Source organism: Cytobacillus sp. FSL M8-0252, assembly GCF_038007345.1.
In the GTDB taxonomy this organism is placed as follows: Bacteria; Bacillota; Bacilli; order Bacillales; family Cytobacillaceae; genus Cytobacillus; species Cytobacillus kochii.
On record NZ_JBBOWZ010000001.1, the window covers coordinates 3,672,921 to 3,687,865 of the forward strand.

General features: G+C 37.5%; 16 protein-coding genes and 1 other annotated feature. Of the genes, 6 read left to right on the forward strand and 10 right to left on the reverse strand.

Features of this window, described 5'->3' with window-relative positions:
• Positions 1-28: 28 nt before the first annotated feature.
• Positions 29-304, forward strand: a complete 276-nt coding sequence (locus MKX83_RS18375; protein ID WP_095372186.1) for a hypothetical protein — start codon at positions 29-31, stop codon at positions 302-304.
• A 150-nt stretch (positions 305-454) separates the two neighbouring features.
• Here MKX83_RS18375 and MKX83_RS18380 read toward each other — a convergent pair whose 3' ends face one another.
• The gene (locus MKX83_RS18380) at positions 455-2,071 is read right to left on the reverse strand and encodes a putative polysaccharide biosynthesis protein (protein WP_095372185.1); all 1,617 of its coding nucleotides are present in this window, start codon (positions 2,069-2,071) and stop codon (positions 455-457) included.
• Positions 2,072-2,313: 242 nt separating this feature from the next.
• Here MKX83_RS18380 and MKX83_RS18385 point away from each other — a divergent pair, with 242 nt between their 5' ends.
• Positions 2,314-3,594, forward strand: coding sequence for an NAD(P)/FAD-dependent oxidoreductase (locus MKX83_RS18385; protein WP_341058646.1), 1,281 nt, complete (start codon positions 2,314-2,316; stop codon positions 3,592-3,594).
• 13 nt (positions 3,595-3,607) lie between these two features.
• On the opposite strand, the gene MKX83_RS18390 is transcribed toward MKX83_RS18385, so the two are convergent.
• Positions 3,608-3,790, reverse strand: a complete 183-nt coding sequence (locus tag MKX83_RS18390; protein WP_095372184.1) for a sporulation protein Cse60 — start codon at positions 3,788-3,790, stop codon at positions 3,608-3,610.
• An 88-nt stretch (positions 3,791-3,878) separates the two neighbouring features.
• Here MKX83_RS18390 and MKX83_RS18395 point away from each other — a divergent pair, with 88 nt between their 5' ends.
• The gene (locus MKX83_RS18395; protein WP_095372183.1) at positions 3,879-4,235 is read left to right on the forward strand and encodes a DUF3221 domain-containing protein; all 357 of its coding nucleotides are present in this window, start codon (positions 3,879-3,881) and stop codon (positions 4,233-4,235) included.
• Here MKX83_RS18395 and MKX83_RS18400 read toward each other — a convergent pair.
• The 4 genes from MKX83_RS18400 to MKX83_RS18415 all read right to left on the reverse strand — a co-directional run bounded on the left by MKX83_RS18400 (position 4,232) and on the right by MKX83_RS18415 (position 6,954).
• The gene (locus MKX83_RS18400; RefSeq protein ID WP_340975993.1) at positions 4,232-4,969 is read right to left on the reverse strand and encodes a MerR family transcriptional regulator; all 738 of its coding nucleotides are present in this window, start codon (positions 4,967-4,969) and stop codon (positions 4,232-4,234) included. The genes MKX83_RS18395 and MKX83_RS18400 overlap by 4 nt on opposite strands.
• A 9-nt stretch (positions 4,970-4,978) precedes the next feature.
• A complete protein-coding gene (locus MKX83_RS18405; RefSeq protein ID WP_233435207.1) occupies positions 4,979-5,713 on the reverse strand; it encodes an ABC transporter permease in 735 nt (244 codons plus the stop codon).
• Positions 5,713-6,429 carry an ABC transporter ATP-binding protein gene (locus tag MKX83_RS18410; protein ID WP_307316675.1) on the reverse strand — a complete coding sequence of 239 codons (717 nt, stop codon included), beginning with the start codon at positions 6,427-6,429 and terminating at the stop codon, positions 5,713-5,715. Before MKX83_RS18410 ends, MKX83_RS18405 begins: the two co-directional genes overlap by 1 nt.
• An 87-nt stretch (positions 6,430-6,516) precedes the next feature.
• Positions 6,517-6,954: a hypothetical protein gene (locus tag MKX83_RS18415; protein WP_341051827.1), complete on the reverse strand. Its 438-nt coding sequence runs from the start codon at positions 6,952-6,954 to the stop codon at positions 6,517-6,519.
• A gap of 105 nt (positions 6,955-7,059) precedes the next feature.
• Between MKX83_RS18415 and MKX83_RS18420 the strand changes: the two genes are divergently transcribed.
• Complete coding sequence (locus tag MKX83_RS18420) at positions 7,060-7,245, forward strand: hypothetical protein (RefSeq protein ID WP_095372179.1); 186 nt, start codon at positions 7,060-7,062, stop codon at positions 7,243-7,245.
• Between the two features lie 234 nt (positions 7,246-7,479).
• Entirely contained in the window at positions 7,480-7,836 is a 357-nt protein-coding gene (locus MKX83_RS18425; RefSeq protein ID WP_095372178.1) for a hypothetical protein, read from the forward strand.
• A gap of 268 nt (positions 7,837-8,104) precedes the next feature.
• On the opposite strand, the gene ltrA is transcribed toward MKX83_RS18425, so the two are convergent.
• The 3 genes from ltrA to leuS all read right to left on the reverse strand — a co-directional run bounded on the left by ltrA (position 8,105) and on the right by leuS (position 12,781).
• On the reverse strand, positions 8,105-9,367 hold the full coding sequence (gene ltrA, locus MKX83_RS18430) for a group II intron reverse transcriptase/maturase (RefSeq protein ID WP_341054110.1): 1,263 nt from the start codon (positions 9,365-9,367) through the stop codon (positions 8,105-8,107).
• 568 nt (positions 9,368-9,935) lie between these two features.
• Positions 9,936-10,241, reverse strand: a complete 306-nt coding sequence (locus MKX83_RS18435) for a rhodanese-like domain-containing protein (RefSeq protein WP_095372177.1) — start codon at positions 10,239-10,241, stop codon at positions 9,936-9,938.
• A gap of 125 nt (positions 10,242-10,366) precedes the next feature.
• Positions 10,367-12,781, reverse strand: a complete 2,415-nt coding sequence (gene leuS / locus MKX83_RS18440) for a leucine--tRNA ligase (RefSeq protein WP_341056957.1) — start codon at positions 12,779-12,781, stop codon at positions 10,367-10,369.
• A gap of 57 nt (positions 12,782-12,838) precedes the next feature.
• Positions 12,839-13,069 (reverse strand) — a binding site (T-box leader).
• A gap of 185 nt (positions 13,070-13,254) precedes the next feature.
• On the opposite strand from leuS, the gene MKX83_RS18445 reads away from it, so the two are divergent.
• Positions 13,255-13,608, forward strand: coding sequence for a hypothetical protein (locus MKX83_RS18445; RefSeq protein WP_191809793.1), 354 nt, complete (start codon positions 13,255-13,257; stop codon positions 13,606-13,608).
• Between the two features lie 48 nt (positions 13,609-13,656).
• Here the strand turns inward: MKX83_RS18445 and MKX83_RS18450 are convergent, their stop codons facing one another.
• Positions 13,657-14,841 (reverse strand): MDR family MFS transporter, encoded by a 1,185-nt coding sequence (locus MKX83_RS18450; protein WP_341056959.1) that lies wholly within the window; start codon positions 14,839-14,841, stop codon positions 13,657-13,659.
• Positions 14,842-14,945 lie beyond the last annotated feature (104 nt).

Sequence of the window (14,945 nt, forward strand, 5' to 3'; positions counted from 1 at the left end):
TCTACTCATAAAAAGGGGAATGAACTTGATGAAAAAAACATCTCGTCTACTGCTATTTCTATTACTACTCTTCTTAAGTAGCTGTTCAGCAGCACCAGAACCTAAAATTTCCGAACAACAAGCCAAGTCCATCGTTATTGAAAAAAACACAAGAACAATTGGGAGTGTAACTATCGTTTCAATTGAACAGAAAGGGAATAAATATATAATCAAATGGGAGAATCCAGAGAATTGTGAAAGCGGGGTTGAACATATGAACCACCAAAGCGGTAAAATCATTACAAGTGAAGTTACTATCTGTTAACTGAAGCCGTAAAAAGCTAAGGATATATTGATTGGACCTACTCAAAGTCTGCGACAATTATACCCCTATTCGCTTATCTTTTTGTCAAAAGGCTACATCAACAAACACAATGGCACCCAGTATACATACGCCGGGTGCCTAAAAAAATTACTATTTCTTCAACTTCAATTTAATTAAAATCCGCTCGATTCTGTCTCCGAATAATAAGGGCAATAGACGAATCCTATTTGCAAGATAGAAGTATACACTTGCACCTACTCCTCCACAAATAAAAACAATCATTATTGCATGCCATCCGGATGTTGGATCTAAGAAAATCATTAGCATTTGATACAATAGCCAAGTAATAACCGTCATAACCAACGTAAGAATGACAATTAATAAACTGCGTCTGAATACTAATCTAAATTGATAGCCTGAGAATATTTTAATGACAATTAAGTTAATCAAGATCGCCACAGCATAACCAAGTGCTGTTGCTAGAACTGCTCCCTCTGTTTCTAACCACTTAATCAGGGGTATATTTAATGCAAGCTTAACTAAAATTCCTACTAATAAACTAAGAATGGTAAAGCGCTGCTCATTGATCCCTTGTAGAATAGCAGCTGTCACTGCATAAAGGGCAAATAACATCGCCACTGGGGCATAAGCTCGAAGTACAGCGGTACCTAACTCACTATGCTCATAGAACAATGTGTATACTGGTTCTGCCAGTAGTGCAAGACCAACAACTGCCGGTAAAATTAAAAACAAGATCACTTGAAACGTTTGATTCAACTGACGATTCATCGTCAAGCGATCATTTTTCATAAAGGAATTCGTAATCGTTGGCACAAGTGTTAATGAAAATGCTGTTGCTAACGTAACAGGAATCATCACTAATTTATGCGTTTGATAGTTCAATACGGAAAGGGCTTCTCCTGCTTCTTTACCAGAGTATCCTATCGATTGCATCGCTTTATTAAATGTTGATAAATCAATCATTTGGAATAACGGATTAACCAATGCGACAAGGACAAACGGAATCGAATAAAGAATGATTTCTTTATACATATCTGTAAGAGAGATATCCATTGTACCTTTATCTTTAGCTAATAATTGATCTAAATAAGGCTTTCTTTTGTACCAATAAATAAACAAAACAGCTAAACTACCGATACCACCTATGAAGGCTGCAAAAGTAGCTACACTGACTGCTGTAACTAAATCGCCATCCATTACATAAAGGACGACAAATGCCCCAGCAAGTAGAAAGGCAATTCGTACAATTTGTTCAACGACCTGAGATACGGCTGAAGGTCCCATGGATTGATGACCTTGGAAGAATCCGCGAATTAAGCTCATAAACGGAATAATGATTAAGGCAAAGCTGACCGCTCGAATAACGGAGACAATATCTTGTAGCATTGCTACATCTTCTGGGTCCACAAAAATCTTTGCTAGAGTAGGCGCTCCCATATACATGATTAAGAAACAGACAATTCCGCTACAAAGCATAATAATTAAACCGGATTTGAATAGCTTCCTACCAACTGCATACTCCTCTAATGCGTTATACTTTGAAATAAACTTTGAGACGGCAAGCGGTACACCCGCAGTCGCCACACTGATAAAGATTGTGTATGGTACATAAGAATAGTTATAAAGGATTGTTCCTTCGTTTCCAACGATTTGATAAAATGGAATCACATAAAATAATCCAAGAAACTTAGATATGAATGTACCAAGAGTTAAAATAAATGTTCCTCGTAAAAGCTTAGACGACATATAATCCCTTCCTCTATTGTCCAAGCGCTACCAAAAGCGTGGTGTTTTCTATCATTCGCAAAATTAAACTATACAACTTCTCATTCTACCATATGTTACGACAATAATAGACATATTTTTATCTCAGAAGACCCTTTTCATTCTTGATGATTTTTTAAGAAGATGTTTAGATGTTTTATCTTTTGCTTTATAATAGCAAAGGTATGCTATTTTCATTGAAAGGGAAAAAGTTGGTGAAGAAAATGAAACAAACACAATATGATGTCATTGTCATTGGCGGTGGACCATCTGGACTAATGGCTGCCATTGGTGCTGCAGAGAATAAAGCAAAAGTATTACTTATTGATAAAGGCAATAAATTAGGTAGAAAACTGGCGATTTCAGGTGGTGGTCGTTGTAACGTGACTAATCGACTCCCAATCGATGAAATCATTAAACATATTCCTGGTAACGGTCGCTTTCTACATAGCGCCTTTTCTATTTTTAGTAATGAAGATATCATCCGTTTTTTCGAGGACCTAGGCATTGCTTTGAAAGAAGAAGACCACGGTAGAATGTTCCCAGTAAGTAATAAAGCACAATCCGTTGTCGATGCACTACTTATGCGACTAGACGAATTGAAAGTAACGATAAAAACAAATAGTCCTGCTGCTGATATTCAATTCCAACCGGAGAAAAGCCATACAGTCCAATTACATTCCGGTGAACAGTTTCATGCAAAAGCAGTTGTGCTAGCAGTGGGAGGCAAATCTGTTCCTCATACAGGATCTACAGGAGATGGCTATGGTTGGGCAGATAAAGCTGGACATACGATTACAGACTTATTCCCTACAGAAGTCCCGTTAACGTCAAGTGAATTATTTATTAAGAACAAAGCGCTACAAGGACTCTCTTTACGCGATGTAGAAGTAAGTGTATTGAACCCTAAAGACAAGCCGTTGATTACACATCAAATGGATATGATATTCACCCATTTCGGACTGAGTGGTCCTGCGATTTTAAGATGTAGTCAATTCGTTGTCAAAGCCATGAAAAAATGGAAGCTAAAAAAGGTAAACGTACGCATCAATGCCTTACCTGGGCAAAATGGCGAGAAAACCTTCCAAGAGATCATATCACTAAAAAAATCAGAGCCAAAAAAGAGTATCAAAAACTTGCTAAAAGGGATCGTTCCAGAGAGATATCTTCTCTTCCATTTAGAAGAAGTGGGTATTGATCCGACGGCACAAGCAGTGAGTATCACGAATGAACTGCTACGTTTATTCGTTAGCCGTCTACATGATTTCCGTGTTGAAATCGATGGGACATTACCATTAGAAAAGGCCTTTGTAACTGGTGGCGGCGTTTCTGTTAAAGAAATTGAACCACAAACAATGGCGTCAAAAAAAATGGCTGGTTTATATTTCTGCGGAGAAATTCTTGATATTCATGGCTATACCGGTGGCTACAATATTACCTCAGCCCTTGTAACTGGACGTTTAGCTGGCAGTAATGCGGCTCTATGTAAAAGCGTAACTACTTGATAAGTAAAAGTAGTTACGCTCTATAAATGACCATCGCCGAAAAACAGTAAATTTGCTCTTCATCCTCTTCTTGCATCGCAGCAATATTATACTTAATATCAACAAGCTTTTGTTCTTCCACCTTTTCTAAAAAACGGTTCATCGCAACCTCTAAATCTTTTTCATGCTCTTGGTCGAATAACTTTACCTTGATCATTTGATGAAAACTCCCTTCATGGGAATAAGTATTTTTATTTATTATTAACAGAAAATTCATAATATATACATAGGTAGGAGGTGATGAAATGAGCTTCGTTAAACGAATACTTTTAACTACCATTTGTCTTTATGGCTTGTGGGTAATTGGAGATATCAGTAATTCAATTACTAAATACAATGGTGCTGGTTTTATCGACGCCATTTTGATAAAAGAAAAAGGCATGATTTACTTTATCGACGAAGAAAAACGGCCCACTGTCCAGATAAATGAAGAGGCATCATCTAACACGACCTATCAACCTGACTATATACCAAATGGACCGACATTTTTGCTTGATTACCACTCATTCGATTCAGGGGATCAAGTTCGCATTTGGTATACAAGCATTTTAGAGTCTTATCCTGGGAGAATAAATATCGTAGACGTAGAAAAAATTGATTAATCTCCGTCATTTTTTTCTCTTAACATGGTAAGAATCTTTTTTGTATCTGCGATTGCTTCTTTTAAAGACATTAATAAGCGATCAGTAACATATACAATATCCTCCTGATTTTCTGATATGTTCAATACCTTTCTGACATGAATTGGATGAGCCATTTTTGCTTGTTGGACTAGGCGTAAAATAGATGCATAAGAATAATGAGCCATCCTTAATACTCGAATCACCTTTAGCATATTAATTTCCTTTTCTGTAAAAACACGATACCCCTTTTCATTACGAGGAATAGTAATTAATCCGTTTCTTTCCCAATTTCTTATTAGCTCTGGATGAAGTTGAATTTTTTCAGCTACTTGTTGTCTGGACAATCCTTCACTTTGTATTTCCTTAGGTGAATATAACCAACTCTCTGCAATCTCAGCTGCTTCAACCGCTCTTTCATATTCCTTGGTTAAATGCAGTAAATGCTTTTCAGCCTGCTCGTACGCTTTCAGAAATTGCTTCTGACCACTAAGGAGCACAATCTCTCTTGCATTTTTACGAATACTGCCTTGAATGATTTCACACCGAAAAGCGAACCTCGCTATTTTTAATTGAAAAAGATGTATGTCATCATATTGTCTGTATCCATTATCAGCACGAGGAGCAGGGGAAAGATATCCCCATTCCTCGTAAACTCTCACAGTATTAGGATGAACGCCCATACTATCAGCGATTTCTTTAGTTGAATAAACCAAGATATCTCACTACTTCCATCTAAAATATTTAATCGAAAGGAATCCACTAATGAATACACAAGCCATCATTGTCACTATTGGAAAAATCATGTCGCTTAGAACTCCGCCTAAACTTACTTCCTTAAGCAACTGAATACCTTGTGATAAAGGAAGGAATGCAAAGACATTCTGTAAAATTTGTGGAAAAATCTCAAAAGGTATAGTAGCACCTGAAAAAAGAAGCATGCCGAAATAGGCTAACGACCCCCATAAATTCGCTGCTTTTTGATCTGGAACAATACTCCCGATGAGTATGCCAATGCTATACATAGCCATTAAAACAAATAAATAACTACAAAGAAACAAACCAAAGGAACCAGCCATTTCATAATTGAAAACAAAAAGATATACCGCAGTCACCCCTAGGAAAGACAACATAGAGGCAATAAACTGAACCAATGCCTGCGCACAAAGCAAAGTTAAAGGCGAAGCTGGGGTCACCTGAAACCTTTTTAAAATATGGCGATGACGGTAATCAGCAATGGTAAGGGGCAGTCCCATTACACCTGTAGCTAATATACTAATAGTTACAACTGCCGGATAAGAATGGAGGAACATAGTATTTCCTTGGGTAAACAGTTCATTATTCATAATATAACCAAATAATAAGGCAACAATGATTGGAAAAATGATACCGAAGATCAGTATATCTAAACCTCTCCAAACGAGTTTCGCTTCTATTTTTGTTAAAGTATAGAATGTCATCATCCTTCCCCCTCTTCATCTGTTAAAGTTAAATAGGCAGCTTCCAACGAAGCTTGTCCTGAATAATTGATCACTTCTGCTATCGTTCCTTCGCATATGATATGTCCGCCCTTTAAAATCATAATGCGGTCGCAAAGTGCTTCAACTTCATCCATATAGTGAGAGGTAAGGATAATAGATAATCCCTCACGCTTATAATTTCTTAGCGTTTGCCACAATTTTTTTCTTGCTTTCGTATCTAAACCTGTAGTCAATTCGTCTAGAAAGACTAATTCTGGGTTGGGTAACAATGCTAATAACACCGCTAATCTTTGCTTTTCACCGCCTGACAATGATTTAACTAATGATTTCTCCTTATCTTGTAGGCCAAATTTGGTCAATAAAAATTGATATGGCGCGGTTGCCTTGTATAACACACTCCATTGCTGACATGCTTCAGAAACGGTCATTTTATCTGGAAAATGCGATTCCTGAAATTGCACACCCACTTTCTCAAAAACTTGCTTTCTATTATGAATTGGAGATTGTCCTAATATAGCGACTTCCTTATAAACAGCAGGCCTAATTCCTAGCACAGCTTCTATCAACGATGTCTTTCCTGCGCCATTTTCTCCTAGTATTCCGAGTACCTCTCCTTTTTGAAGGGAGAAACTAATCTTATCAACTACCGTTTTCTCTCCATAACTAACGGACAATTCTTTTACCTTCAGAACCATCAACTCACTCCCTTTTCTAAGAATAGATTCACATCATAGCAAAAGAAATGAAGGGTGGTGGTATATTGGAGGGTTTTTAAAACTCTTTTATTTATTTTCTGATAATAGGATATCGATGATTTGTGTGAGTGGTTCTTTATTTAGGACTCTATAAAAAGTAGGTTTTTTGTTTTTGTAGTGAATGGCGATTGCTTCATCATATACGCTAACACTTTTTCCAGCTGTTTTCGTTACAAAACCAATTCTATACAGTTCTTTAGATGCTGTGCGATGATATCTTTTTAATTCAATATCTGCCAAAAGTGAGCGAATTTCTTTTAGTTGCTTATCATAATCGTCCTTATTTAAAGATACAGTTTCTGTTGTTTCACTAGTTGCTATAATGATGGACTGTAGATTTTCCTCCGATATCAGTACGATCTCATTAAACTCCAGCTTTTTCTGAGAAAGATAAAATTGATATACACCCATGGACAAAAATAATAGAACAATTACCGATAAAAAAGGAATGATTTTTTTACTCATTCTTTCTCCTTTCGCATCCATTTGAACGATCGTCTGAAGTAAATAAATTGAATTTTTATAATATTATACCTATAATAGAGTAAATTGTTAACAGGTGGTGTAAATATGCAATACGCAATTTATGGTGGCACAAGCGTAAGCAAGGAAGCGATAATCGCTCTTCCACCTCTTGGTGAAAGAAAGGAAATTTTCTCCTCTCTTGGCAGTGTGTTAAGTGGCCATCGTATCATTTCATTTGATTTGCCTGGACACAACGGTGAAGTTGATATGTCTCTTACTAATTATCTATAAGGCATTCATCAAGTATTAAATCAACTGGAAATAAGTGAAGCCCATTTTATCGGGAACTCTATTGGTGCATGGATTATTCAAAAATATTACGGTACATATCCAAAGGAGGTATTAAGTCTTACCTTATTAGATGGCGGTTACTATCCAATAAATGAAAGGCCCAGCGAAGACATTCAGCATCCCATCATCCATAAGGATGATTTTATCCCTGCGATAAAAGAACATTGCCAACAAATGAGCAGGTTAACGTACGAAACAAGTGAAGTGCTATTTTCTTATTTGAAGAACAATTTTATCCTAACAGGGGATGAGTATAGGCATCATAGTGATGAAAAGGCCGTAAATCGTCTCATACAACAAATCCATACGGATTCATCCTATTATTTAAGTAAATGTGATATTCCCTTGCAATTATTAATAGCTGATTTAAACCTCGATGAAATTAGTAAGACCAAACTGACAGCCTTTATAAAAGAGCACCCTAAAACAGAAGTCCACCACATTAATAATGGCTATCATTTCTTACCAATCACAAATACAAGAGAAGTTGCTGAGAAAATCAATCATCTAATGATCATTACTAAAGCCTGAAAACAAGCTCAGCTCAAAAAATTTGGTGAGAGCTAAACAAAAATGCCCACACAACTCTGAGAAACCCACCGTGTTAGATAATATTCAATTGATCAACACATTTCATGACAAATTTGGCATATTGTAAAAGCAAACTGAAAGTTATGTAAACAACTCGTGATTCTTACATACTAATGGTTATACGATAACAATCGAGTAGGAGGGGGTGATTAACCCCCGACCTCTCACACCACCGTACGTACCGTTCGGTATACGGCGGTTCGAAAGTTTATGTAATAATGTTTGTTAATTGTTTTAATCCTTGTTGAAGCCAATATCTATTGTTCATGGCTTGGTCCAAGGCAGGACTCTTGGAATTTCTCCAGTATCCCTTACGGGAGTTTGCATATTGCCACGCCTTACCTTTCTTGATTCCCAATCTCGTCAGGTTCCTAAATTTGGTCCTGACTTTCTTCCACTCTTTCCAACGGCAGGCACGTAGCCTTCTCCTAATATGCCCGTCTATCTTTCCAGCATATTTCTTGATGTCAGCTATTTTGAAGTAGTTGCCCCACCCTTGGATTAATTGATTGATTTTAAGAATTCGGTATTCCATGGCTATTCCCCAGTTGCGGTTCGTTAACTTTTTAAGCTTTTCCTCGAGTCTCTTTTTCGATTTCTTTGGCACGTATACTCGGGTGGTGTTGCTCGAAGAGTAAAAACTCATCCCTAAGAATATACGTGCCACTGGCTTTTCCACTGCACTTTTCCCCTCATTCACCTTCAGTTTTAATTTCTTCTCAATAAAGTCCATAATACCTTGTTTCACTCGTTCTCCCGCTTTATGGCTCTTGACGTATATGTTGCAATCATCCGCATAGCGAACAAACTTATGTCCACGCTTCTCCAATTCTTTATCAAGCTCATTTAACATAATGTTACTAAGAAGAGGGCTTAATGGACCTCCTTGTGGAGTCCCTTCTCTATTTACTGTAACTAGCCCATTCTCCATAATACCCGCTTGTAAGTATCGTCGGATTAGCTTTAAGGTCGGTTTATCCTCAATTGTTTTTGAAATTAGGGACATGAGTTTATCATGGTGAACTTTATCAAAGAATTTCTCAAGGTCAATGTCCACAACGAATTGATATCCATCTTCGATGTATGTCCTTGCCTGTTCAATAGCTTGATGTGCACTTTTGTTCGGTCTGAAACCATAGCTGTTCGGATTGAATAGTCTATCAAAAATGGGTGTCAAGACTTGGACCATGGCTTGTTGGATGACTCGATCCGCTACCGTAGGAATTCCTAGTTTTCTTTTCCCTCCATCTGGTTTAGGGATTTCGACTCTTCGTACTGGTTGGGGCTTGTACTTTCCGTCCTGTATAAGCCTTATAATTTCTTGTCCCTGTTCTTTAAGGTGAAGACGGGTCGCTTCTATATCTTTCGCATCGACTCCTGCTGCCCCTTTATTCCTTTTCACCTTCACAAAAGCTAGGTTTAGATTATCTGGGCTTATAATTCTTCGAATTAAATTATCATTAGTTTCCATATTGGTCCCATGTCGTCAAGTTTGTACAAAGGTAACTCTACATTTCAAAAGAATCTCCTGGATTCCGTCCAAGGCTCCCCTTGAAACCCAATCGGTTTCTGTTTCATCGTCCCTTTGTAAATAGCTCTAACATGTTCTCTCCTTTCGTTCAGTCCTTCTCAACCGTTAGGTTGGTACTATGACTTCTGCTGACTTCTCTTAATTCAGTTATTTATCGCTAAATAGATTCCTATTAAGGGGATTAAGAGATCTCCCAGGGTAAGTTCATTCACTTTCTCCTCATATATCTGTCACATTTATTCCCATCCCATCCGGGGATATTTTGGACTTTGTTTTGTTTTGCAAACTCATCCAGGAATGGAAACCTCAAATGTGATTCGTGTACCTCAGACCAAGGATTTGCCTAGGGCTTCCTTCAGATTCCACGTCGCCATGGACACCCTTGCCTTCAGCTAATGGTTCGCATATCCCAACGCCCATAGCGGACTTTCACCGCCAAGTTAATGAACATGCCTGGCACACAAAAAAAGAAGACCTCCTAAAAAGAGGTCTTCTTCATAAGTACCAATTATTTTGTTTCGCCTTCCCACTCAAGCATACCCCCGACCATATTGGTCACTTGATAGCCTTGTTCTTGCATAAAACGACAAACTTGTCCACTACGATTCCCTGAACGGCAAATCATAATATACTCTTTGTCTTTATCAAACTTATCTAGGTTTTCAGGAATTGTGCCCATTCTAATATGCTTCGCACCAGGAATAATTCCTTGAGCTACTTCGTCATCTTCCCTTACATCTACAAGTTCAAGCTGTTCTCCAGCTTCTATCTTTTTCAGTAATTCTTCTGTTGTGATTTCTTTCATTTCAGTCATCATCAACCACCCTTTCCATTATCATTATCTTTATTCTAAAGAAGTGTTGATCGAAATGCGAATATTACAGTCTCATAGGGAAAGGATAGCTCTTTTCATTAAGCTACCTCTTTTCCTAAATAATCTTAATTAGCGACAATATTCACTAGCTTCCCAGGAACAGCAATTACTTTTCTTACTGTTTTGCCATCAATTTGTTCTTTGATTTTATCATCTTCCATGGCAATTTGTTCTAGCACATCCTTTTGTACATCAACGGGTACCATTAATTTAGCCTTCACTTTACCATTGATTTGGATAACGATCTCCACTTCATCATCTGTCATTTTCGCTTCGTCATATGCTGGCCAAGCTTCATAAGAAATGGTTCCTGTGTGACCAAGTATCTCCCATAGTTCTTCAGCAATATGTGGAGCAATTGGAGCCAACATTTTTACGAACCCTTCTGCATAAGCCTTTGGAAGAATATCAGCTTTGTAGGCTTCATTGACGAAAACCATCATTTGTGAAATTGCTGTATTGAAGCGCAAACCTTCAAAGTCCTCTGTTACTTTTTTGACTGTCTGATGATACACTTTTTCCAGTTGAGACACTTCTACATCCTGCACTTTGTTGCTTAATGTATGATCTTCTTCAGCAATTAAACGCCAAATACGGTCTAAGAATCGTCTAGAGCCATCTAATCCATTTGTAGACCAGGCAATTGAGGCATCAAGTGGTCCCATAAACATTTCATATAAACGAAGCGTATCCGCTCCATGGCTTTCTACAACGGCATCAGGATTAACAACATTCCCTTTTGACTTACTCATTTTTTCATTATTTTCCCCAAGAATCATGCCTTGGTTAAATAATTTTTGGAATGGTTCTTTCGTATCAACTACACCTATATCGTATAATACTTTATGCCAGAAACGAGCATATAATAAGTGAAGAACCGCATGTTCAGCGCCACCAATATAAATATCAACCGGTAACCACTCTTTTAATTTTTCGGCATCAGCTAATGCCTCACTGTTTTTCGGATCAATATAACGTAAATAGTACCAGCAGCTACCTGCCCATTGTGGCATCGTGTTGGTTTCACGGCGACCTTTTTTACCTGTTTCAGGGTCAATAACATTAACCCACTCTTCAATATTAGCTAACGGTGATTCACCTGTACCAGATGGCTTAATCTCCGTTGTTGTTGGTAAAATTAACGGTAACTCTTCGTAAGGAACTCCCGTCATTGTACCATCTTCCCAATGAATAACAGGAATCGGTTCACCCCAATATCTTTGACGACTAAATAACCAATCACGTAAGCGATACGTCACTTTTTTCGTCCCAATCTCTTTCTCTTCTAGCCAAGCGATCATTTTTGTAATTGCTTCTTCTTTACCTAAGCCATTTAAGAAATCAGAATTAATATGTTCTCCTTCACCCGCATAAGCTTCTTTAGAAATATCTCCACCAGCTACGACTTCTTTAATAGTCAAGTTAAATTCTTTCGCGAAATCATAATCACGCTCGTCATGAGCTGGAACAGCCATAATGGCACCTGTACCATATGAAGCAAGCACATAATCAGCAATCCAGATTGGCATTTTTTCACCGTTAGCAGGGTTAATTGCATAAGCACCTGTGAATACACCTGTTTTTTCTTTGGCTAAATCTGTTCTTTCTAAATCACTCTTTGTTTTAACTTTTTCAATATAAGTCTCAACTGCATTACGTTGCTCTTCTGTTGTAATTACATCAACTAGTTTATGCTCTGGGGCAAGGACAGCATATGTCGCACCAAATAATGTGTCTGGGCGTGTCGTAAACACTTCAAACGTACCTTTGTCACCTTCGATATGGAAAGTCACTTCAGCACCTTCAGAACGACCAATCCAGTTGCGCTGCATATCCTTCAAGCTTTCTGGCCAATCAAGTAAATCAAGATCTTCTAGTAAACGGTCAGCATAAGCTGTTATTTTTAACATCCATTGGCGCATCGGTCTTCTTTCAACAGGATGGCCTCCACGTTCACTTTTCCCATCAATTACCTCTTCATTAGCTAGCACAGTTCCAAGTGCAGGACACCAGTTCACTGCTACTTCATCGATATAAGCAAGACCTTTTTCATAAAGCTTTAAGAAAATCCATTGCGTCCATTTATAATATTCCGGATCTGTTGTGTTAATTTCACGATCCCAGTCATAAGAAAATCCTAATGATTTAATTTGACGGCGGAATGTATTAATGTTTTTCTCGGTAAATTCAGCTGGGTCATTCCCTGTATCAAGGGCATATTGTTCAGCAGGTAAACCAAATGCATCCCATCCCATTGGGTGAAGAACATTATACCCTTGCATTCTTTTCATACGGGCAAGAATATCTGTTGCTGTATATCCTTCAGGGTGTCCTACGTGTAAACCTACACCAGACGGATAAGGAAACATATCTAACGCATAGAACTTTCTCTTCCCTTTTTCTTCACCCGTTTTAAATGTTTTTTGTTCTTCCCAATAGTGTTGCCACTTACCTTCAATTTGCTGATGATTAAAGCTCATCTTCTTTCCTCCTAAAAATGCTACGTTTTTAAGTATAAAAAAACCCCTCATCCCTCAAAAAGGGACGAGAGGATTATGTATATCTCCCGCGGTACCACCCACATTAACAGTTTACGGTTAACTGTTCACTTCATTCATCCTTAACGCGGAGTACGGCAAGCATTACTGTCATTTTCACACTTGCTGCTCAGTAGGTGAGTTCATGAAAGGAGCTGACTAGCTTACACCAACCGCTAGCTCTCTAATATCAGGCTTCCTAGCATTACTATTCCTCATCATTGCAGTTATAAAATATTCATATTGACATTGTAATCAATTTCAATGGTTGATGCAAGTAGGCTTTCACAAGTTACTATAGATAAGTATAAGCTATTCAAGAAAAATGAAAACGTGTCAATTTTTTAATCCATGTATTACTCTTCCTTATTTTGCCCATAACTATAGTAAAAAATAAGGAAAGGTGATTTCATATTATGAAAGGTATCGCTTTTATTAATGAAAAGTGGATTATGAATGATTATAAAACGCTAGATGAAAGCCTTGAAGTTCAGAAGCAATCCATCCAGACGTTCATTGAAAATAACCAAATGAAAACCATTAAATTAAATCCTTATCAATTACATGATTACTACACCATTCCACATGCCTTATATTATGATTTAAAACAAACCAAACCGAAGTTAGATTGCCTGATACTCTACTCCGAAAAAGTCATTGAAAGTTTTATCGAGGCCTATCCCGCTCGTTGGTTGATCTTGAAAAGTTTCTTTCATAAAGTCATTTTTCTAGATGAAGTTCAATCACATCATTACCAGGATATTATCTGAATGGTTAAGTAGAGAGCCCCTGGATTTTTTATCTATGGGGCTCGCTTTTTATGAAGGTATAGCTGGCAAAACTTTTTTCTTTTTAAGCTTCTTATCATAAACAACTGTTGTATATACGGAGATGAGCAGTAATGCCATTAATATACCGAAAAGCATCTTCACACCGTATACATCCACGAGTACGCCCCCAAGTAATGGCCCAATCATTCTTCCTCCTGTAGAGACACTGTTAACAATCCCTTGATAGAACCCTTCTTTACCTTTAGGTGCTAAGTCATTAGCAATTGTAGGTACCGCTGGCCATACGAGCATTTCCCCAATGGTTAAAATAATCATTGCTGTGACAAAGCCGGAAAAGGCAACTGCATTTCCTACAACAGCAAAAGAAATAGCAAAAATAAAAATACCAATAATAATTTGTACTTTTAATGATTTTATTCTTTTAACTAGAAGACTAATTAATGGTTGCGCAAGTACAATCATGGCGCCATTTATTGTCCATAGCATACTGTATTGTTTTAAAGAAATCCCAATTTGTTGAGTATATGCTGAGATAGTCGATTGCCATTGCACATAGCCAATACAACATAATAGATAACCGATTAATAAAACGAATAAAGCGTTTAATTTAGGATTACCGCGAAATTTTTGTGCTGTTTTTATATCATTTGGTTGACTAACAGACTTTACTTCCATTTTTCGATAGCTAGTAATAGCTATCAAGAAAAACAGGATATACATTAGACAATTAGCGATAAAGATATAATTGAAAGAAAATGAAGCTATATACCCTGCCATTGCTGCACCTAATGCTACACCTAGATTTGTCGCTACATACATCGCATTAAACGCTTTTCTGCCGCCCTCTTTCCATACACTTCCTGCCAATGCATACATAGAAGGAAACACGATCCCTGAGCCAAAACCTAAAATCGTCAATAATACAATGTATTCCGGCCATCCATGTTTAAAGACCATAATAATGAGTGAAGATAACGAAATGACTATGCCTAATAAGATCGAACGATAGCCACCTAATTTATCAAAGAGCACACCACCAACTAGATTGCCTATGACTGTTGCTGCTGAATTGATCATTAAAACAATGCCGGCAATCGATAAAGACTTTCCTAATTCTTCATGCATATAAATGGTGTTTAAAGGCCATAAAAAAGAGGAACCTGTTACATTAACAGCCATTCCAATTACTAATAACCACAAAGCTCGAGGCATCATCCATACCCCTTTCAAATTCTATTCATTTCATTCCATTTCGAATTCCAAAATAAATTCTATTCGTTTTTTATGATGGATTCAATACTAATTTTGTGACAGAT